The organism is Allobosea sp. LjRoot9 (assembly GCF_964252745.1).
In the GTDB taxonomy this organism is placed as follows: Bacteria; Pseudomonadota; Alphaproteobacteria; order Rhizobiales; family Beijerinckiaceae; genus Allobosea.
On sequence record NZ_CAXUPC020000005.1, the window covers coordinates 247,339 to 265,892 of the forward strand.

The 18,554-nt window shown below is 66.6% G+C and carries 20 protein-coding genes; 11 read left to right on the plus strand and 9 right to left on the minus strand.

Annotation, left to right across the window (positions count from 1 at the left end; translation table 11 throughout):
- Positions 1-30 precede the first annotated feature (30 nt).
- The 4 genes from dapB (at position 31) to ACSQ3P_RS20975 (ending at position 4,280) form a co-directional block, all read left to right on the plus strand.
- Positions 31-834 (plus strand): 4-hydroxy-tetrahydrodipicolinate reductase, encoded by an 804-nt coding sequence (gene dapB, locus ACSQ3P_RS20960; RefSeq protein ID WP_436167419.1) that lies wholly within the window; start codon positions 31-33, stop codon positions 832-834.
- A gap of 155 nt (positions 835-989) precedes the next feature.
- Positions 990-2,657, plus strand: a complete 1,668-nt coding sequence (locus tag ACSQ3P_RS20965) for a methyl-accepting chemotaxis protein (protein WP_436167420.1) — start codon at positions 990-992, stop codon at positions 2,655-2,657.
- A gap of 92 nt (positions 2,658-2,749) precedes the next feature.
- Complete coding sequence (locus ACSQ3P_RS20970) at positions 2,750-3,841, plus strand: ATP-dependent DNA helicase (RefSeq protein WP_436167421.1); 1,092 nt, start codon at positions 2,750-2,752, stop codon at positions 3,839-3,841.
- A 79-nt stretch (positions 3,842-3,920) separates the two neighbouring features.
- The gene (locus ACSQ3P_RS20975) at positions 3,921-4,280 is read left to right on the plus strand and encodes a hypothetical protein (protein WP_436167422.1); all 360 of its coding nucleotides are present in this window, start codon (positions 3,921-3,923) and stop codon (positions 4,278-4,280) included.
- A gap of 63 nt (positions 4,281-4,343) precedes the next feature.
- Here ACSQ3P_RS20975 and ACSQ3P_RS20980 read toward each other — a convergent pair whose 3' ends face one another.
- The gene (locus ACSQ3P_RS20980; protein ID WP_436167423.1) at positions 4,344-5,111 is read right to left on the minus strand and encodes an anti-sigma factor; all 768 of its coding nucleotides are present in this window, start codon (positions 5,109-5,111) and stop codon (positions 4,344-4,346) included.
- Positions 5,108-5,671, minus strand: coding sequence for a sigma-70 family RNA polymerase sigma factor (locus ACSQ3P_RS20985; RefSeq protein ID WP_436167424.1), 564 nt, complete (start codon positions 5,669-5,671; stop codon positions 5,108-5,110). Before ACSQ3P_RS20985 ends, ACSQ3P_RS20980 begins: the two co-directional genes overlap by 4 nt.
- A gap of 191 nt (positions 5,672-5,862) precedes the next feature.
- Between ACSQ3P_RS20985 and ACSQ3P_RS20990 the strand changes: the two genes are divergently transcribed.
- The 3 genes from ACSQ3P_RS20990 (at position 5,863) to ACSQ3P_RS21000 (ending at position 9,631) form a co-directional block, all read left to right on the plus strand.
- A complete protein-coding gene (locus ACSQ3P_RS20990) occupies positions 5,863-6,657 on the plus strand; it encodes a DUF4394 domain-containing protein (protein WP_436167425.1) in 795 nt (264 codons plus the stop codon).
- A 209-nt stretch (positions 6,658-6,866) separates the two neighbouring features.
- Complete coding sequence (locus ACSQ3P_RS20995; RefSeq protein WP_436167426.1) at positions 6,867-8,363, plus strand: DUF1800 domain-containing protein; 1,497 nt, start codon at positions 6,867-6,869, stop codon at positions 8,361-8,363.
- Between the two features lie 5 nt (positions 8,364-8,368).
- A complete protein-coding gene (locus tag ACSQ3P_RS21000; protein ID WP_436167427.1) occupies positions 8,369-9,631 on the plus strand; it encodes a DUF1501 domain-containing protein in 1,263 nt (420 codons plus the stop codon).
- A 101-nt stretch (positions 9,632-9,732) separates the two neighbouring features.
- Here ACSQ3P_RS21000 and leuD read toward each other — a convergent pair whose 3' ends face one another.
- The 6 genes from leuD to ACSQ3P_RS21030 form a co-directional block, all read right to left on the minus strand.
- Entirely contained in the window at positions 9,733-10,335 is a 603-nt protein-coding gene (gene leuD, locus ACSQ3P_RS21005) for a 3-isopropylmalate dehydratase small subunit (protein ID WP_069692725.1), read from the minus strand.
- Positions 10,336-10,368: 33 nt separating this feature from the next.
- Positions 10,369-11,001 carry a LysE family translocator gene (locus ACSQ3P_RS21010; protein WP_436167428.1) on the minus strand — a complete coding sequence of 211 codons (633 nt, stop codon included), beginning with the start codon at positions 10,999-11,001 and terminating at the stop codon, positions 10,369-10,371.
- Positions 11,002-11,024: 23 nt separating this feature from the next.
- Entirely contained in the window at positions 11,025-11,402 is a 378-nt protein-coding gene (locus ACSQ3P_RS21015; protein ID WP_436167521.1) for a metallopeptidase family protein, read from the minus strand.
- Positions 11,403-11,497: 95 nt separating this feature from the next.
- Complete coding sequence (locus tag ACSQ3P_RS21020; RefSeq protein ID WP_310148310.1) at positions 11,498-11,743, minus strand: hypothetical protein; 246 nt, start codon at positions 11,741-11,743, stop codon at positions 11,498-11,500.
- A gap of 25 nt (positions 11,744-11,768) precedes the next feature.
- A complete protein-coding gene (gene leuC, locus ACSQ3P_RS21025) occupies positions 11,769-13,187 on the minus strand; it encodes a 3-isopropylmalate dehydratase large subunit (protein WP_436167429.1) in 1,419 nt (472 codons plus the stop codon).
- A 139-nt stretch (positions 13,188-13,326) separates the two neighbouring features.
- Complete coding sequence (locus ACSQ3P_RS21030) at positions 13,327-13,503, minus strand: hypothetical protein (RefSeq protein ID WP_158516284.1); 177 nt, start codon at positions 13,501-13,503, stop codon at positions 13,327-13,329.
- A gap of 173 nt (positions 13,504-13,676) precedes the next feature.
- Here ACSQ3P_RS21030 and ACSQ3P_RS21035 point away from each other — a divergent pair, with 173 nt between their 5' ends.
- Positions 13,677-14,075 carry a hypothetical protein gene (locus tag ACSQ3P_RS21035; RefSeq protein WP_436167430.1) on the plus strand — a complete coding sequence of 133 codons (399 nt, stop codon included), beginning with the start codon at positions 13,677-13,679 and terminating at the stop codon, positions 14,073-14,075.
- Positions 14,076-14,249: 174 nt separating this feature from the next.
- On the opposite strand, the gene rplS is transcribed toward ACSQ3P_RS21035, so the two are convergent.
- Positions 14,250-14,645 carry a 50S ribosomal protein L19 gene (gene rplS, locus ACSQ3P_RS21040; RefSeq protein WP_244546293.1) on the minus strand — a complete coding sequence of 132 codons (396 nt, stop codon included), beginning with the start codon at positions 14,643-14,645 and terminating at the stop codon, positions 14,250-14,252.
- A 345-nt stretch (positions 14,646-14,990) separates the two neighbouring features.
- Here rplS and ACSQ3P_RS21045 point away from each other — a divergent pair, with 345 nt between their 5' ends.
- The 3 genes from ACSQ3P_RS21045 to ACSQ3P_RS21055 all read left to right on the plus strand — a co-directional run bounded on the left by ACSQ3P_RS21045 (position 14,991) and on the right by ACSQ3P_RS21055 (position 18,492).
- Entirely contained in the window at positions 14,991-15,779 is a 789-nt protein-coding gene (locus ACSQ3P_RS21045) for an SDR family NAD(P)-dependent oxidoreductase (protein ID WP_436167431.1), read from the plus strand.
- A 69-nt stretch (positions 15,780-15,848) separates the two neighbouring features.
- Positions 15,849-16,154 carry a hypothetical protein gene (locus ACSQ3P_RS21050; RefSeq protein ID WP_436167432.1) on the plus strand — a complete coding sequence of 102 codons (306 nt, stop codon included), beginning with the start codon at positions 15,849-15,851 and terminating at the stop codon, positions 16,152-16,154.
- Positions 16,155-16,413: 259 nt separating this feature from the next.
- Positions 16,414-18,492, plus strand: a complete 2,079-nt coding sequence (locus ACSQ3P_RS21055; RefSeq protein ID WP_436167433.1) for an elongation factor G — start codon at positions 16,414-16,416, stop codon at positions 18,490-18,492.
- Positions 18,493-18,554 lie beyond the last annotated feature (62 nt).

The following is an 18,554-nucleotide window of genomic DNA, read 5'->3' on the forward strand; positions in this document are numbered from 1 at the left end:
CCTGCGGTTCCCCCTCATAAGGAGCTATCCATGATCCGCATCACGCTCGCCGGCTGCACCGGCTGGGTCGGCAAGGCGCTCGTCGCGGCGATCATGGCCGCGCCCGATCTCGAATTGGTCGCTGGCGTCTCGCGCAAGGCGGCGGGACGCGATCTCGGCGAGGCGGCGGGGCTCCCAGCCAATGGACTGCCGGTGTTCGCCAGCATGACTGAAGCGCTGCGTGTGCCCTGCGATGTGGTGATCGACTACACCAAGCCCGACAGCGTGAAGGGCAATGTGCTCGCTGCGGTCGCGGCCGGACGCCATGTCGTCGTCGGTGCATCCGGCATGACGGGCGAGGATTATGCCGTGATCGATGCGGCCGCGAAGGCGGCGGGCGTCGGCGTGCTCGCCGCCGGCAATTTCTCGATCACCGCGACATTGCTGCGCCGCTTCGCCCGCGAGGCGGTCAAATATGTCCCTGATGTCGAGATCATCGATTACGCCTCGCCCTCCAAGCCCGACACGCCGTCCGGCACCGGGCGCGAACTGGCCGAGACGCTCGGGGCCGAGCGCATGGCCGCGACCTCCAAGCCGGTATCCGAGCTCGGCGGCGTCCGCGAGACGCGTGGCGGCGCGATCGGCGCGCCCCATCCGGTGCAGGTCCATTCGGTGCGGATGCCGGGTTTCGTGCTCTCCTGCGAGGCGGTGTTCGGGCTGCCCGATGAGCGCCTGGTGATCCGCCACGATGCCGGCACCTCGGCTGCGCCTTATGTCGGCGGGACCTTGCTGGCGGCGCGTCGCGTCTCCGATCAGACCGGCCTGAGGCGCGGGCTCGACAGCCTGATGGGCTGACGAAGCTGCTGCGAGGAGGCCGCTCCGCGCAAAGGTCGATAACTGGCTAAATAATTGATATTATTTGATTTAGCTGCGCTCTGTTAACCGCTCGTTCGTCCGCCTCTGCGAAACCTCGCGCCAATCTGGCGAGAGTGGCTTTGGCGATGCGGCGAGTGGGTTTGACGGCGAAGATCACGCTGCTGTTCGCGCTGCTCGGCGTCGCTGCTGGGCTTGGCCTGTTCAGCGCGGTGAAGGGCCTCGACGAGGTGCGCGAGATCGACCGGCAGGCTTTCACCAGCCTGGCGCTGGCAAACAAGGCCGCCTTGCTCTCGAACCGGGTGGCGAATGCCTCCTTGCTCAGCCAGTTCGACGAGACGGCAAGCCCGCGCTCCGTCGAGGCGGCGCTCGATACGCTGGACGGCGCCGTCGAACTTGTCGATGCCGCGCGGGCGAGCCTGCTCTCGGCCTTGCCGGACGCGATCCGCCAGGCCAACGCGACACTCGACCCGAACATCCACACCTTCATCGCCTTCAAGAAGGACATCGTCGATATTGGCCGGCGTATCTCGCCCAAGGCAGCCTTGCTCGAAGCGAGCGCCGATGCGGCCCGCGAGAACGTCCGCCAGATCATCTCCGTCACCTCGAAGCTCACCGACGACCTCGACAAGCGTGCGCAGATCAGCGCGGCGCAAGCGGGCGCGCTGGCCCAGGCGCTGCGCCTGCGCACGATCGTGATCGCGCTGTGCCTGCCGCTCGGCGGGGCCTTGCTGGCGATCTATCTGCTGCGCACCCATCTGACGCGGCCCTTGCGTGAACTGATGGCGGCGATCGGCGTCGCGACCTCCTCATCGCAGGTCATCGCGGTGCCGCATGTGCAGCGACGCGACGAGATCGGCCAGCTTGCCCGCACGGTGCGGACATTGAGCGAGGTCCGCACCACGCTGGTGACGCGCGAGGCCGAGGCCGATCTCGCACATTCGCATGCGGGCGCACGCACGCAGGAACTCGGCCGGATCGCCGAGGCCTTCGAGGACAGGATCGGCGTCCTGCTGGCCGATATCGTGGGGCTCAGCGAGGTGCTGCACAGCGCGTTGCAGGATGCGGCCGTGCGTGCCCAGCAGGTCTCGGCGGCCTCGGGCACAGCGGCGACCGCGGTCGAGGGGGCGGGCGCCGATGCGCGCGGCATCACCGAGGCGGCCTTGCGGCTCGAACATGTCGTCGGGCAGATCAACAGCGAGGTCGGCCGGGTTTCGCAGACGGCCTCAGTGGCGAACCGGGACGCGGCAGGCGCCGTCCATCTAGTCGGCCGCCTGACCGAGAACGCGGCCCAGATCCGCGATGTCGTCGGCCTCATCGAGGCGATCGCGCGGCAGACCAATCTGCTGGCGCTGAACGCGACGATCGAGGCGGCGCGCGCCGGCGTGCATGGGCGCGGCTTTGCCGTGGTCGCCAGCGAGGTCAAGGCGCTCGCCGGCCAGACCGCCGACGCGACCGCGCGGATCGTGCGTCGCATCGGCATGGTCAACAGCGCCTTGTCGGACGCGGCCCAGGCGGTCTCGGGCATCGTCGCCAGCGTCGGCGCGGTCGAGCAGACCAGCACCGAGATATCGACCATGGTCGGTTCGCATGCCGAACTTCTCGGCTCGCTCGGCGACACGGTCGCGCGGATCTCCTCCGTCACCGGTGCGGCCGCCGGCGCCATGGCCGAGATCGCCATGGCCAACGCGCAATCGGTCGCCCAGGCCGATATGGGCGCGGCCGGCGCCCGCGACCTCGACGCCCGCATCGCGGCGCTGCAAGGCGAGGCCGAGGAGTTCGTCCGCCGCCTGCGCGCGGCTTAGAGGTTGTCAGGGACGATGGAGGTCGCGCTTGCCATTCCGGCGCGACTCGCGGCGTTGTGCGGCATGATCCGGACCCATCCATTTTCCCGCCGATGAACTGGTCGCCGCAACAGGATGCCGCGCTTACCGCGGTCGCGCGCTGGCTCCAGGCCGGCGAGCCGCAGCTTTTCCGGATGTTCGGCTATGCCGGCACGGGCAAGACCACCTTGGCGCGCCATATCGCCGAGGCCGTCGACGGCGATGTCGTCTTCGCCGCCTTCACCGGCAAGGCCGCGCTCGTCCTGCGCAACAAGGGTTGCGTCGGCGCGCAGACGATCCATTCATTGATCTACCGCTCGCGTGGCGTCGAGGAGGAGAGCCCGACCTTCGTGCTCAACCGGGAGAGCGTTGCAGCCAAGGCCAAGCTGATCATCATCGACGAGTGCTCGATGGTGGACGAGGATCTCGGCAAGGACCTGCTCTCCTTCGGCACGCCGGTGCTGGTGCTGGGCGATCCGGCGCAGCTCCCCCCGGTCAAGGGCGGCGGCTTCTTCACCGAGGTCGAGCCCGATGTGATGCTGACCGAGGTGCATCGGCAGGCGGCCGATAATCCGATCGTGCGGATGTCGATGATCATCCGCGAGGGCGGCCGGCTCGATGTCGGCGATTACGGCCAGAGCCGCGTCATCCGGCGCGATGAGGTGACGCCCGAGATCGTGCTCGGCGCCGACCAGGTGCTGGTCGGCATGAACAAGACGCGGCGCAACTACAATGCCCGCATGCGCCAGCTGATGGGGCGCACCGAAACGGTTCCCGTCGCCGGCGAGAAGCTGGTCTGCCTGCGTAACGACAAGAGCAAGGGCCTGCTCAATGGCGGCTCATGGATCGTGCAGGAGCTGAAGACCTCGAAGAAAGGGCTCGTCACCATGCGGGTGACGCCCGAGGACGACACCGGCGGCAAGCCCGTCAAGGTTTCGGTTTTGCCGAATTTCTTCGACGGCACCGAGGACGAGGTGCCCTGGGAGTTGCGCAAGCACACCGACGAATTCACCTTCGGCTACGCGCTGACCGTCCATAAGGCGCAAGGCTCGCAATGGGACGACATCGTCCTGTTCGACGAAAGCTTCGCCTTCCGCGAGCACCGGGCGCGGTGGCTCTATACCGGGCTGACCCGGGCGGCGGAGACGATCACGGTGGTGATGTAGAGCAGCTGGAAGGTAACAGGCGAGGTCTGCTTTGGGTGGGAAGCGGACACGTGCCGACAGGAAGAGGGCTGTGTGCGGGATGAGATATGACATCACAGTTGAGCCGGGCGACATCATCGTTGGGGTCGCCGCGTCCGCCGTTCTGGTCTGCCTTGTCGAGCAAGTCTCTGGCTATGAGGCGAGCGGTCGCCGGATGTTGACTGGCGGAAGATGGTCACTAGACCGGAAAAGTAGCCTTCTTAGTTGGACGCTTGGCGACAGTGAGATGAAGGATGTTCCTGTCATCATTCCCGAACTGCCACCAGCCATTGATCTGACGCTCCGTTCCCTGGACAACCGCTTGAGGGCAGGAGGAAACGCGCTTTTGAGCGAAGACGAAAAAGTTGCATTGATGTTCGTCGGCTCGATCGGCCAGCGGTTGCGCCCTCACGGTGGATGACCGCTAAGGGGCGAAATCTGACCTTCGCAGCGGTCAGAGTTATTCTGAAGGTAGCTTCGTGTCTCACAACGCCTGCGCCGTCGTCCCCTTCGCCACGATCGGCCCGGTCGGGCGGCCGGTCGGCGAGCCTGTCGCCGGCTCCAGCGTGATCTCGAAGAGCTGATCCTTGCCGAGCGGGAGCTGGTCGAGCCTCAGGCTCGTTGCGCGGGCGCGCTCGATCAGCCCGACCGAGCGCGGCCCAACCGCACGGTCCCAGAGCGTCCAGATTTCGAGCGCCTTGCCCTCCGGTACATGGATCGCCTGCAGCGGCACCATCTCGACGCGGCCATCGGCGAAGGTGTTGACCACGGCCGCAGCGACGCTGGCCTCGGTCAGCAGCACGGCCACCATGACCGGCTGGCGCCTGGCCCGGTCGAGCGCCCCGTTGAGGCCGATGGCGAGCAGGATGGCCGCCAGCGCACCGGCAAAGGCCGCGCCGCGCCAGATGAAGAGGCTGTTCCACCAGGCCGACAGGCGGCTGCCGGCGGAGGGGGCGGCCTTGCGTTGGGCTGTCGTCGCGGCTCGTGCCGGGGCTGCGTTCTCAGTCAGTGTCGCCAGTTCGGCTTCGATCCGGCCCCATAGGGCAGGCGAGGGGGCAAGCGGGGTTGCTGTTGCGTCGATGCCGGCGAAATGGCGGCGCCAGCTTTCAACGGCAGCGGCGAGCTCGGCATCGCCTTCGAGCTGCTGTTCGAAGGCGACGCGATCGGCCCCTTCGAGCAAGCCGAGGACATATTCGCCGGCCTGGGCCGCGCGCTCATTGGGTGTCAGGTTGATGTCGGTGGAGAGGCTCATCCGAGACACTCCTTCAGCGAGATCAGCGAGCGCCTGATCCAGGATTTCACCGTGCCGATCGGCATGTTCAACCTGCCGGCGATCTCGCCATGGGTCAGGCCCTGGACGAAGGCGAGCAGCACGATGCCGCGCCGCTGCGGCGGCAGCGTCTCGAGGCAGGTGCGCAGCGCTTTGGCGTCCGACAGCTTCGACATGACGGTCTCGGGATCGTCCTCTTCGCTCGCCATCTCCTCGGCGACAGGTTCTTCACGCGTTTCGGTGCGCTTCTCGTCACGCAGGATCGAGAGCGAGCGGTTGCGCAGGATCGCGTAGATCCAGGTCAGGCCGCCGCCGCGCTCGGGATCGAACCGCGCCGCATGCCGCCAGATCAGGACAAAGGCGTCCTGCACCGCCTCCTCGGCCAATGCGCGACGCTTCAGCAAACGCAGCGCCACACCCAGCATACGCGCGGACTCGGCGTCGTAGATGCGCCGGAGCGCCGATTTATCGCCGGAAGCGCAGGCGCGCAGCGCGGATTCGATCTCTGTAGCCTTTGCCGTCAGCGTGGCGTCGCTCGCCATCCCGGTCTCCCCTGCTGGCGCAACGCCCTGCCGGCCAGCCTGTTGTTACACGTCTCGGGCTGCCGCGGATGCAGCGGGATTCTTTATTTTTCCTGCCGCATCCGCAAGCGGGAACGCAGCGTTGCCGCATCCGAGTGCTGCGGCTCGACAGAGGCCGGCGGCACCGAAACAGACAACCGGAGGATAACGGCATGGACCGCAACACCCGCCTTGCGCTGATTGCTTCGACGATTCTTGGTGCATCCCTTGTCGCGCCGCTGGCTGCCCAGGCCGGCATGCTGGCCGCGCTCAGCGGCGACGACACCCTGACGATGATCGACACTGCGACCCTGAAGGCCGGCAAATCGATGAAGGTCAGTGGCATCACCGGCAAGATCGCCGGCATCGACGTGCGTCCCGCGGACGGCATGCTCTATGCGCTGACGATCGACGGCACGATCTACACGGTCGATGCTGCCGGCAAGGCGACGATGAAATCCAAGATGGACACCGTGCTTTCGGCGGGCGCCATGGCCACCGTCGATTTCAACCCGGTCGCCGACCGCATGCGCGTCATCGGCTCGGACGGCACCAATCTCCGCGTCAATGTCGATGACGGCAAGACCACGGTCGATGGCAAGCTGAAATTCGCCGATGCCGACATGCATAAGGGCGAGGCGCCGATGATCGTCGCCGGCGCCTACATCAACGCGGTGAAGGGCGCCAAGGAGACGACGCTCTACGACATCGACGCCAAGATCGGCGGCCTGATCAAGCAGGCGCCGCCGAATGATGGCGTGCTCGGAGCGGTCGGCAAGCTCGGTGTGATGCCGAAATCCATCGCCTTCGACATCGAGACGGCGGCGGATGGAAGCAATATCGGCTGGTTGCTGGCAGATGGCGCCCTGCACAAGGTCGATCTCGCCACTGGCAAGGCCGCGATGGTTGGACAGGTTACCGGGCTGAACGCGCCTGTGCGTGATGTCGCGGCGCTTCCGGCGTCGTAAGTCCGGGACGACCTGACCTGGCCATTCCAGAGGGCCGCCGCCTCGTAGGGGATGGCGGCCCTTTTCATGTTTCGCTTCACCAACTGGCGGATGAGAAGCCAGCTGTCGCTATCGCCATCAAATGGCGCGATGTCTTTCGGTTTTTCGCCATTATTTGCATCGACCCTGTATTGTGATGTTTCGGTCGAATCCCGATCGGAGATGCATGCATGGCGACCCCGGACGACAGCCGCACCAGTGGCATCGGGCTCCAGCGTTTCGGCCTCGGCGCAAGGCCGGGGCAGCCGCGCGATCAGCGTGACGCGGCGCGCGAGAGCATGCTGGCCGAGGTCGCGCGCGGCGTCGTCGCACAGCCGTTGAACCCACCTTTCTCGGGCGCAGCCGAGATTGGCAACGCGCTTTTCGCCTTCGAGGACAGGGAGCGCATGGAGCGCGAGGCGAAGCGCATCGCCGGGCAGGCGCAGGCGATGCAGGTTGCCGCCGCGCCGCCAAATCCGCAAGCCGCGCCGAACCCGCAAGCCCCAGTTGCCCCGCAGGCACCGGCTGCTCCGCAAAACCAGATGGCGCAGCCGGCCAAGCCTGCCAACGAGCCGCCGCTGCCGTTCAAGACCTATCGCGACGAGGTTGTCGCCCGGGTCCAGCTCGCGCTCGATGCCGAGAGCGGCTTTACCGAGCGCTTGGTGCAGTTCTGGTCGAACCATTTCTGCATCGCTGCGACCAAGAGCAATATCGGGCGCAGCATGGCGGGCGCCTATGAGCGCGAGGCCATCAGGCCCCATGTCTTCGGCCGTTTCGAGGAGATGCTGGTCGCGGCCGAGAGCCATCCGGCCATGCTCGATTTCCTGGATAACCGGCTCTCGATCGGGCCGGGCTCGCCGGCCGGCAAACGACGCGGGCGGGGCCTGAACGAGAACCAGGCGCGCGAAATCCTCGAACTGCACACGCTCGGCGTCCATGGCGGCTATTCCCAGGCCGACGTCACCAATCTCGCGCGCATCATCACGGGCTGGACGATGGTCGGGCGCGAGGCGGTGCTGGGTTTTCCCGGCTCCTTCGCCTTCAATATCGGATTGCACGAGCCCGGGGTGCAGCCCTTGCTGGGTAAGGACTATGCCCAACCCGGCAAGGCCCAGGGGCAGGCGGCCTTGACCGACCTCGCGCACCACCCCGCCACCGCCGATTTCATCGCTCTGAAGCTGGCACGGCATTTCGTGGCCGACGAGCCGCCGCCCGCTTTGGTCGCTTCGCTGTCGGAGGTATTTCGTCGGACACAAGGCGATCTCGCCGCCGTCTCGCGCGCGCTGCTCGAATCGAACGCGGCCTGGAATGCCGAGCCGAGCAAGATCCGCTCGCCGCAGGAGTTCTTGATCGCAAGCTATCGCGCGCTTGGCCGCAAGGCCGATCCCGGCCAGATTCTCGGACCTCTCGGCGTGATGGGGCAGCCTTTCTGGCAGCCGTCGGGACCCAATGGCTATCCCGACACCAACGCCGCCTGGGCTTCGGCCGAAGGCATCAAGACCCGCATCGACGTCGCCGCCGGCTGGGGCCGGCAGGCGGCCGGCAGCGTGCCCGATCCCCGCGCGCTGACCGAGGATATTCTTGGCCCGCTCGCCTCGCCCGAGACCCGCCAGACCGTGGCGCGGGCGGAAAGCAAGCCGCAGGCGCTGGCGCTGCTGTTGATGTCGCCCGAGTTCCAGCGGAGGTGAGCCCCATGACTGATCACTCCAAGGCGGATCTCGACGACGATTGCGAAGCGATGACGCCCTCGCGGCGGGCGGTTCTGGGCGCGGCGGGGGCGCTCTTCGCCTGGTCCTTCGTGCCGAAATTCGCCTATGCGGCGGCGGGCAGCCGTGATCCGCGCTTCCTGCTCGTGGTGCTGCGCGGCGCGCTTGACGGCCTCTCGGCCGTGCCGCCGATCGGCGATCCCGACTATGCCGGTTTGCGCGAGGGCATCGCTCTGACCAAGGACGGTCCCGACGCCGCCTTGCCGCTCGACGGCTTCTTCTACCTGCATCCCGCCATGCCGAACCTGGCGCGGCTCTATGGGGCCGGCCAGGCTTCGATCGTGCATGCGGCGGCGACGGGCTATCGCGAGCGCTCGCATTTCGACGGGCAGGACGTGCTCGAAAGCGGGCAGGCCGGTCCCGGCCACACCGACAGCGGCTGGCTCAATCGCTTGATCGCGAGCCTGCCGCCTGGCGAGACGGTGTCGCGCCATGGCGTGCTCGGCGTCGGCGTGGTGCCGCCTTTGGTGGTGCGCGGCTCGGCGCCGATCCTGGGCTGGTCACCGCCGCGCATGGCGCGCGCGGGGCCCGACCTGATGCAGCGCCTGTCCGATCTCTACGGCCAGCGCGATCCCGGACTGGCGCGCGCGCTCTCGCAGGCGATCGAGACCGAGGGCATTGCGCTGCGCAGCAGCATGAATGGCGACATGCGCGGCGGCGGCGGGCCCGACAGCACTGAGGGCATGAAGCGCATCGCCGAGGGCGCGGCGGGGCTGGTCGGCGCCGATGACGGGCCGCGCATCGCCGCGCTCGCCTTCGAGGGCTGGGATACGCATGCCAATGAGGGCGGCGCCAAGGGGCGTCTCGCGCAACTGCTCGGCGGGCTCGACGGCGCGCTAGCTGCCTTCGAGCAGGGTCTCAAGCCGGTCTGGAAGGATACGGTGGTGATGGTCGTCACCGAGTTCGGCCGCACCGCGAAGGTCAACGGCACGGTCGGCACCGACCACGGCACCGGCACGATCGCCTTCCTTGTCGGTGGCGCGGTCAAGGGTGGGCGGATGGTCGTGGACTGGCCGGGCCTGAAGCCCGAGCAGCTCTACGAGAAGCGCGATCTCAAGCCGACGACGGACATCCGGGGCGTGGCCAAGGGCGTGGTGTCGGAGCTGTTCGGGCTCTCGGGGCCGGTGCTGGCGGAGAGGGTGTTCCCGGGCACCGGCGAGCTTGCGCCGATGCGGGGGCTGGTGGGGTAGGGCGGATCGTCATGCTCGGGCAAGCGAAGCGCAGACCCGAGCATCTCGTTCAGGAGATTCTCGGGTCGCCTCTTCGCGGCGCCCGAGAATGACGCTGTCGCTCAAGCCCATTCGCGCTTGGCGAGCTTTTCCTCGAAAGCCTGGATCTTCGTGGCCTTCTCCATGGTCAGGCCGATATCGTCGAGGCCGTTGATCAGGCAGTGCTTACGGAACGGGTCGAGGTCGAACTTCACCGTGCCGCCGTCGGGGCCCTTGATCTCCTGCTTTTCGAGATCGACCGTCAGTGTCGCGTTCGAGCCGCGATCGGCGTCGTCGAACAGCTTTTCCAGATCCTCCGGGCTGACCACGATCGGCAAGATGCCGTTCTTGAAGCAGTTATTGTAGAAAATGTCGGCGAAGGACGTCGAAATCACGCAGCGGATGCCGAAATCGAGCAGGGCCCAGGGCGCATGCTCGCGCGACGAGCCGCAGCCGAAATTGTCGCCGGCGACCAGGATCTCCGACTTGCGATAAGCCGGCTGGTTCAGCACGAAATCGGGGTTCTCCGAGCCGTCCTCCTTGTAGCGCATCTCGGCGAACAGGGCGGTGCCGAGCCCGGTGCGCTTGATCGTCTTGAGGTACTGCTTGGGGATGATCATGTCGGTGTCGACATTGATCACCTTCAACGGGGCGGGCGTGGAGGTCAGCGTGGTGAAGGGCTGCATGGCGGGAACTCCGATGGGTCTTTCTGGCAGTGATTAAAGCTGCGAGGTCAGCAGCTTGAAGCTGGCGAAGGTGAAGAAGGCGGCGAGACAGGCTTCCGCGCGGCGGCGGATCCGGCGATAGCCGGAGATCATCGAGGCGGTCGAGAACAGCACCGCGTAGAACTGGTTGATCCCCAGTGAGATCAGCATGCAGCCGATAATGATGGCGTAGAGCACGACCGGCGGCGTATCGGGGCGCAATCCCAGCGCGATGATCGCCGTCCAGCTCAGGATCGCCTTGGGGTTGGTCAGGTGCATGAGGTAGCCACGCAGGAAGCTGCGGCGTCCCGAGATGGCGGCTTTCGGCGGCGGCATCTCGACCCGCATGGCCGAGCGCGCCGAACGCCAGGCCAGGAACAGCAGATAGACCCCGCCGACGATCTTGATGGTGTAAAGCGCTCCTGGATGGGCCACGACCAGGCCGCTGACACCGATCGCGGCCAGGATTCCCCAGGTCAGCGAGCCGGCGGTGACGCCGAGCGCCAGTATGGCGCCAGCGTCCCGGCCACGTTCCATCGAGGTCGCCATGACGACGAGGTTGCTCGGGCCGGGGCTGGCGACGGCCAGGAAGAAGGCCGAATAGACCAGCGCCAGATCAGGCAGGTGACGGATCAGATCGTCGATCATCGTCCAGTGCTCCGCTGCATCGTCTAGCGCTCCGCCTCGGCTTCGATGGCTTCCATGTCTTCATCGGAAAAGCCGAAATGATGGCCGATCTCGTGGACCAGCACATGGGTGACGATCGCACCCAGGCTCTCGTCGTTCTCGGCCCAGTAGTCGAGGATCGGACGGCGGTAGAGATGGATGGTGTTGGGCATCTGGCCGGTCTGCGGGGCATAGCCCTGCTGCGGCAGGCCGATGCCGCTGAACAGGCCGAGGATGTCGAAGGGGCTTTCGGCCTCGAGCTCCTTCAGCACCTCGTCCTCGGGGAACTCTGTGACATTGAAAACGACATCGCTGCAGAGCGCGCGGAATGCATCCGGCAAATGGTCGAACGCCGCCTGTGCCAAGACCTCGAACTCGGCGATGGAAGGCGCTTTCGCACCATCCCAGACGAGATTCGTGGTTGCTTGCGCGTGAGCGCTCGCACTGGCCGTGGCCGAGACTGAAGGCACGCTTCCCATCACCAGATCTTCAATTGGTGGCCGAGCCAATAGGCCAGCGCGATCACGCCAAGCAGCGACAGGGACCGGCCGATGCGCCGGCCCCAGAGCTCGATCTTGTCGCCGTCAGGTGCATCGCCGCCGGAAAAATGCTCGGCGGCGCGGCCCATGGAGGAACCGAGCAGGCTCTCGCTGTCGCGCTTGACGCGATCGAGCGCGGCCTGGGCCTCGGCGGCGCGGGCGGTTTCGCGGGGGTCGTTCGACATGCTCGTTACCCCCGCTTACCGGGCCTCACCCCAACTGCCTGACATCGACGAAGTGGCCGGCAAGCGCCGCGGCTGCCGCCATCTGCGGCGAGACCAGATGCGTCCTGCCCTTGTAGCCCTGGCGGCCCTCGAAATTGCGGTTCGAGGTCGAGGCGGCGCGCTGGCCCGGCTTGAGCTGGTCGGGGTTCATCGCCAGGCACATCGAACAGCCCGGCTCGCGCCATTCAAAGCCCGCCGCGAGGAAGATCTTGTCCAGACCTTCCTGCTCTGCCTGCTGCTTCACGAGACCCGAGCCCGGCACGATCATGGCGTAGTCGAGCGAGCCCGCGATCTTCTTGCCCTCGACGATCTTGGCGACGGCGCGCAGGTCCTCGATGCGGCCATTGGTGCAGGAGCCGATCCAGATCACGTCGAGCGGGATGTCGGTGATCTTGGTGCCGGCGGTCAGGCCCATATAGTCGAGCGCGCGCTGCTTGGATGTGCGCTTGGTCTCGTCCTCGATCAGGGCGGGATCGGGCACAGCGCCCGCGACCGAGATGACGTCTTCCGGGCTCGTGCCCCAGGAGACGATCGGCGGCAGGTTGTTGGCGTCGAGCCGGACGATGCGGTCGAAATGCGCGCCCTCGTCGCTGTAGAGCGTCTCCCAATAGCGCAGCGCCGCCTCCCAGGCCGCGCCCTTGGGCGCCTTGGGACGGCCGTTCAGATAGGCGAAGGCCTTCTCGTCGGGCGCGACCATGCCGGCGCGCGCGCCGCCCTCGATCGACATGTTGCACAGCGTCATGCGGCCCTCCATCGAGAGGGCGCGGATGGCATCGCCGGCATATTCGATGACCGAGCCGGTGCCGCCGGCCGTGCCGGTCTCGCCGATGATGGCCAGCGTGATGTCCTTGGCGGTGACGCCTTTGGCGAGCGTGCCGTCCACCTGGACGAGCATGTTCTTGGCTTTCTTCTGGATCAGCGTCTGGGTGGCGAGCACATGCTCGACCTCCGAGGTGCCGATGCCATGCGCCAGCGCCCCGAAGGCGCCATGCGTCGAGGTGTGGCTGTCGCCGCAGACGATGGTGGTGCCGGGCAGGGTGAAGCCCTGCTCGGGGCCGACGATGTGGACGATGCCCTGGCGGATATCGAGCTCGTTGAAATACTCGACGCCGAAATCCTTGGCGTTCCTGGCCAGCGCCTCGACCTGGATGCGGCTTTCCTCTTCGGTGATGCCCTTGCTGCGGTCGGTCGTCGGGATGTTGTGGTCGACGACGGCCAGCGTCTTCTCAGGCGAGCGGACCTTGCGGCCGGTCAGGCGCAGCCCCTCGAAAGCCTGCGGGCTCGTGACCTCATGGACGAGGTGGCGGTCGATATAGAGCAGGCAGGTTCCGTCCTCCTGCTGGTCGACGATGTGGTCGTCGAAGATCTTGTCGTAGAGCGTGCGTGGGGTGGCGTTGGACGTCATGACGTGGTGGCCTCTGTCGGATACCGAGAATGTCTTACGGGTATCGGGATGTCTTGCGGATATCGGGATGTCTCGAACGGTCCGGCTCATGCCGGAGGGCGCAGCGCAACGGCCTGTCGCCGGCCTGAAACGGCCGGTCTCAGGCGCGCGTAAGGCCTGCGGCGATCGACGCCGTGAAACGTCCGAAGAAGCGCCAGGGCAGGCGGGCGTGATCGTCGAGCGCGACAAAGTCCTGCGTCGTCGGCAGGGCAGGCAGATGGCCTTCACCCTGGACGGCGCAGACGCGCAGCATCGATCGATCGGAACGCAGTGACATGAGGGAGTGTCTAGCAGTTCTAAGGTGGCGCGACAATCGAGATGCGAGCCCGCGAGATACAGCCGCGCGTGGCGCGCATGCCGCGATGGGATAGATGCCTCGCGACCGCCATGCTGATAAGCAGGGATCGGTGCGCCCGAGCCGGGGCTCAGGCGACGAAGCGAGGTGTGGTTATGCTCAGGTCCTTTCCCTTCATGGTGCTGGCGGTGCTGGTCTACGCCGTCGTCATCGCCGTCATGGGGCAGCCGCTGGGGCGCGAAGTCCTCGGCTTCGGCCTGCCGTCGGGCGTACGTTTTTCGCTGACGGTGAGCGAGCTCCTGCTCTTCGTCGCGACGATCGTATTGTTCTTCGAGGTCATGAACGCGGCCAGCGCCAAGACGAACTCGATCCTCAATCACGGCTTGTCCATGCTGGTCTTCCTCGCCAGCTTCATTGCCTTCCTGCTGTTGCCGGCCTTCGGCACAGGTACGTTCCTGATCATCACGCTGATGTGCCTGGTCGATGTCATTGCCGGCTATTCGATCAGCATCCTGACGGCCCGGCGCGACATGACCTTCGGAGCGCAGGAGTAGGCGCGCCTTCGCGGAGCTGGATACCGCAGTCGCGCCTCCCTCCGCCTTCATCCCGGATCTCCGCTTCGCTGCGTCCGGGATGAAGGCGCGCGTTATGCCGAAGGCTGCGGGAAACGAAAAAACGCGGCCCCGAAGGACCGCGTTTTCCAAATCTCTTGCGATTGAAGCCGAAGCTTACTTCGCGGCGGCCTTGTCGGCCTTCGGCGCGCGGGGCTCGACGCGCTCGGCGATACGGGCCGACTTGCCGCGGCGATCGCGCAGGTAATACAGCTTGGCGCGGCGCACCTTGCCCTTGCGGACGACCTTGATGGAGTCGATGTTCGGCGAGTAGAGCGGGAAGACGCGCTCGACGCCCTCGCCATAGGAAATCTTGCGGACGGTGAAGGCCTCGTTCAGGCCGCCGCCATTGCGCGCGATGCAGACGCCTTCATAGGCCTGGACGCGGCTACGCTCGCCTTCCTTGACCTTGACGTTGACCTGCACGGTGTCGCCGGGCTGGAAGTGCGGGATCTCGCGGCCTGCGCTGAGCTTGGCGATCTGCTCTTTGTCGAGCTGTTCGATGATGTTCACGGGTCTCTCCAATAGCCGTTGTCGCGCTTGAGCTGCGCGGGCGTTCGGCACGCTGTTTTCAGTTGTGAGCGGGGCCATACAGCAGAGTCGGGCGCTTGTCGAGCTAGAGCCGGATGATTTCAGATGGAATCACAAGGTGATCCCATCTGAAATCTGAATCCGTCTCTCATCTAAAAGTGAGAGCAGGATCAATGCGAAAAACCGGTGCCCACTTTTTCGCATCCAGCTCTCGCCTTTCGCAGAGCGGCTTGGCCGGCGAAGCGAGGCCTGGCGAGACTTGGCGAGGCCCTTGCCGAGGTGCATAGCGGTACGCAACAACAATGACAGTATCCAGGGTCGGAAAACATGCCTGAAAGCCTCCACAAGATCGCCCTCGTCACCGGCGCCGCGCGCGGCATCGGGCTTGCCACCGCCAGACGCTTTCTCTCAGAGGGCTGGCGGGTCGCACTGCTCGATATCGACACTGAGACCCTGGACAAGGCGGTGGCCGAACTGGCGCAGCCGGAGGCGACGCTGGCGCTGGCCTGCGATGTCTCCGATCCTGCCGCTGTCGCAGCTGCCTTCGCGGCTCTGGTCACGCGCTTTGGCCGGCTCGATGCGCTGGTCAACAATGCCGGCACGGCTGTGTTCAAGCCGCTGCTGGAGACCAGCTATGAGGAGTGGCAGCGGGTCCTGGCGGTCAACCTCACCGGGCCGTTCCTGACGACGCAGCTCGCCGCCCCGCTGATGGCCGATACCGGCGGCGGCGCGATCGTCAACATCACCTCGATCTCGGGCCTGCGCGCCTCGACGCTGCGGGTCGCCTACGGCACCAGCAAGGCCGGACTCGCCCATCTCACCAAGCAGCAGGCGGCGGAGCTCGCGGGCTTGGGCATCCGCGTCAACGCGGTCGCGCCCGGCCCGGTCGACACCGCCATGGCCAAGGCGGTGCACAGCCCCGAGATCCGCGCCGACTATCACGACGTCATCCCGCTCAACCGCTACGGGCTGGAGGAGGAACTGGCCGAAGCGATCTTCTTCCTGTGCAGCGACAGGTCGAGCTACATCACCGGCCAGGTTCTCGCGGTCGATGGGGGGTTCGATGCTGTTGGCATCGGGCTGACGACGCTGCGGGGGCAGCGGCGGAATCGGTAGAGGGTGGTCGTGAATACGGATCCCGCCAGCACCCTTCAGCTGCGCTTGAGGGCTGACCTGAAGGTCGCGATGCGCGAGCGGCGCGCCAGCGAGATCTCCTGCCTGCGTTCGCTCATTGCCGCGATCGACAATGCGCAGGCCGTTCCGCTTGGCGCGCTTCACCAGAGATATGTCGTTCGCCAATTCGGCGACGATGCCGTGGAGGTGCCGCGAATGCTTCTGTCGGATGCGGAACTGGACGGGCTGATCGACCGAGAGATCAGCGACAGGACGGCGGTAGCCCGGGAGCTGCGCGAGCTCGGCCAGGCTGAACGGGCCGCGCGGCTGACGGAGGAGGTCGCCGTCATCGAGCGCTACGTTTCGGCGAGGCGTTGAGGGCACGGCTGGGAACAGGCGCACCGTGCAAGCCTGTCCGCATCCCGCCGACAAAGCTCTTGCGTCCGGCCTCGAACGGCGCGAACCTGCCCTTCGAAATCCCTCTTCGACGGCCGCCCGACCCCTGTCGGGCCTGAGCGACCGCCGCCTTTCCGGCGTGGGCGCTTCACTTGTCTTCCCTCGCCGGTTCCTGCCGCGTCGGAGCCCTGAGCCCAACGGCTTCTCGTCCCTTCGCGGCCAATGACCGAAGGAGGAAGCCATGGCTGCGACATCCCGGAACGAAGGAAACGCAAACGGAGTCAGAGGCGGGGGCCCGCGATGCATCGCCATCGTCGGCCCCTTTCAGAGCGGCAAGACGACCCTGCTCGAAAGCATCCTGGAGCGCTGCGGCGGCGTCTCCCGCGCGGGCTCGGTCAAGACCGGCAACAGTGTCGGCGATGCGAGTGCGGAGGCCCGCTCGCATCAGATGAGCACGGAGCTCAACGTTGCCTCCGTCGAATTTCTCGGTGAGCGCTTCCAGTTCGTCGATTGTCCCGGCTCCGTCGAGTTCCTGCACGAGATGCGCCATGTCCTGCCGGTGGTCGACGCCGCGGTGGTGGTCTGCGAGGCGGATGACCGCAAGGCGCCGGCGCTCGAACTCGTGCTGCGCGAGCTCGAGGAAGCGGATATTCCGCGCTTCCTGTTCCTGAACAAAATCGACACCGCCTCGCGCCGGGTGCGCGAGACGCTCGGCATCCTGCAGCGTGCCTCGCGCACGCCGCTGCTGCTGCGCCAGATCCCGATCTGGCAGAAGGGCATCGCGGTCGGCTTCATCGACCTCGCGCTGGAGCGTGCCTTCATCTACCGCGAGCATGCGCCCAGCGAGATCGTGCCGCTTGGCTCCGAGGAGACGGGGCGCGAGAAGGAAGCACGCTTCTCGATGCTGGAGAAGCTCGCCGATTACGACGACGCATTGATGGAGGATCTGCTCGGCGACATGGAGCCGCCGCGCGACCGCATCTTCGACGATCTCGCGCGGGAATTGCAGCACCGTCATGTCGTGCCGGTGCTGATCGGCTCGGCCGAGCGCGGCAATGGCGTGACGCGCCTGCTCAAGGCGCTGCGGCACGAGGCTCCCGGCCTTGGCGAGACGCGCGGACGCATCGGCGTCGTGGCCGAGGGCGCGCCGCTCGCGCAGGTGATGAAGACCTGGCATTCCGGCCAGGGCGGCAAGGTCTCGCTTGCCCGCATGCTGCGCGGCAGGCTGGCGGAGGGCGATGTCGTGACCTCCTCGGGCGGCGTCGAGGCGCGGATCGCCGGCGTGCTAGCGGTCAAGGGCATGGAGCAGACGCGCAAGCCGGCGGCGGAGGAGGGCGAGATCGCCGCCTTCGCGCGGCTCGAAGGCGTGGTGACCGGGGATGCGCTGACGCTCGGCAAGCTGCGCGCGAGCGTGGTGAGCTCGGTCGCGCCGCCCGAATCCGTGCATGCGCTGGCCGTCTCGGTGAAGGACCGCAAAGACGATGTCAGGCTGGCGGCGGCGCTGGCGCGATTGGCAGAGGAGGATACCGCGCTTTCGATCACGCATCTGCCGGAGTTCGGCGAGATGCGCCTGTCCGGCCAGGGCGAGATGCATCTGCGTGTCACGCTGGAGCGGCTCGCCGGGCGCTATGGCGTGTCCGTCGAGAGCGGGCCGCCGCAGATCGGCCATCGCGAGACCATCCGGAGCAAGGCCGGCGCGCGCGGGCGGCACCGCAAGCAGAGCGGCGGGCATGGGCAATATGGCGACGTGGTGCTGGAGGTTGCACCGCTGCCGCGCGGCGAGGGCATTCGCTTCGTCGATCGCATCACCGGCGGCGTGGTGCCCCGGCAATATATCGCCTCTGTCGAGGCCGGCATGCGCGATTTCTGCCAGAACGGGCCGCTTGGCTTTCCGCTGGTCGATATCGAGGTGACGCTGACCGACGGCTCCTATCACACGGTCGATTCCTCCGACATGGCGTTCAGACAGGCAGCGCGCATCGCCATGGGCGAGGCCGTGCCGCAGGCGAAACCCGTGCTGCTGGAGCCGATTCTGGCGGTCGAGGTGGTGATCCCCTCCGAGGCGATGTCGCGGGCCTCGGCCATCGTCTCGAGCCGGCGCGGGCAGATCCTCGGCTATGATTCGCGGCCGGGCTGGCGCGGCTGGGACCAGATCAATGCGCTGATCCCGGAGGCGGAGATGCCGGGGCTGATCGTCGAGCTGCGCTCGGCAACAGCAGGGGTCGGTTCGTTCAGCGCCCGCTTCGACCATCTCGCCGAACTCGCCGGCAAGCCGGCCGAGGCCATCGTTGCCTCGCATGCCCTGGCGCAGGCGCGATGAAGCGCCTGTGATCTGAAAGGTTTATATCTAAACCTTTTTGTGTATTCTTGGGGGCGGGCGCT

Bases quoted from the DNA above. Each gene is read 5' to 3' on its own strand.
- dapB (WP_436167419.1), top strand. From the start codon at position 31: ATGATCCGCATCACGCTCGCCGGCTGCACCGGCTGGGTCGGCAAGGCG.
- ACSQ3P_RS20970 (WP_436167421.1), top strand. From the start codon at position 2,750: ATGAACTGGTCGCCGCAACAGGATGCCGCGCTTACCGCGGTCGCGCGC.
- ACSQ3P_RS20975 (WP_436167422.1), top strand. From the start codon at position 3,921: ATGAGATATGACATCACAGTTGAGCCGGGCGACATCATCGTTGGGGTC.
- ACSQ3P_RS20980 (WP_436167423.1), bottom strand. From the start codon at position 5,111: ATGAGCCTCTCCACCGACATCAACCTGACACCCAATGAGCGCGCGGCC.
- ACSQ3P_RS20985 (WP_436167424.1), bottom strand. From the start codon at position 5,671: ATGGCGAGCGACGCCACGCTGACGGCAAAGGCTACAGAGATCGAATCC.
- ACSQ3P_RS20990 (WP_436167425.1), top strand. From the start codon at position 5,863: ATGGACCGCAACACCCGCCTTGCGCTGATTGCTTCGACGATTCTTGGT.
- ACSQ3P_RS20995 (WP_436167426.1), top strand. From the start codon at position 6,867: ATGGCGACCCCGGACGACAGCCGCACCAGTGGCATCGGGCTCCAGCGT.
- ACSQ3P_RS21000 (WP_436167427.1), top strand. From the start codon at position 8,369: ATGACTGATCACTCCAAGGCGGATCTCGACGACGATTGCGAAGCGATG.
- leuD (WP_069692725.1), bottom strand. From the start codon at position 10,335: ATGCAGCCCTTCACCACGCTGACCTCCACGCCCGCCCCGTTGAAGGTG.
- ACSQ3P_RS21010 (WP_436167428.1), bottom strand. From the start codon at position 11,001: ATGATCGACGATCTGATCCGTCACCTGCCTGATCTGGCGCTGGTCTAT.
- ACSQ3P_RS21020 (WP_310148310.1), bottom strand. From the start codon at position 11,743: ATGTCGAACGACCCCCGCGAAACCGCCCGCGCCGCCGAGGCCCAGGCC.
- leuC (WP_436167429.1), bottom strand. From the start codon at position 13,187: ATGACGTCCAACGCCACCCCACGCACGCTCTACGACAAGATCTTCGAC.
- ACSQ3P_RS21030 (WP_158516284.1), bottom strand. From the start codon at position 13,503: ATGTCACTGCGTTCCGATCGATCGATGCTGCGCGTCTGCGCCGTCCAG.
- ACSQ3P_RS21035 (WP_436167430.1), top strand. From the start codon at position 13,677: ATGCTCAGGTCCTTTCCCTTCATGGTGCTGGCGGTGCTGGTCTACGCC.
- ACSQ3P_RS21045 (WP_436167431.1), top strand. From the start codon at position 14,991: ATGCCTGAAAGCCTCCACAAGATCGCCCTCGTCACCGGCGCCGCGCGC.
- ACSQ3P_RS21050 (WP_436167432.1), top strand. From the start codon at position 15,849: ATGCGCGAGCGGCGCGCCAGCGAGATCTCCTGCCTGCGTTCGCTCATT.
- ACSQ3P_RS21055 (WP_436167433.1), top strand. From the start codon at position 16,414: ATGGCTGCGACATCCCGGAACGAAGGAAACGCAAACGGAGTCAGAGGC.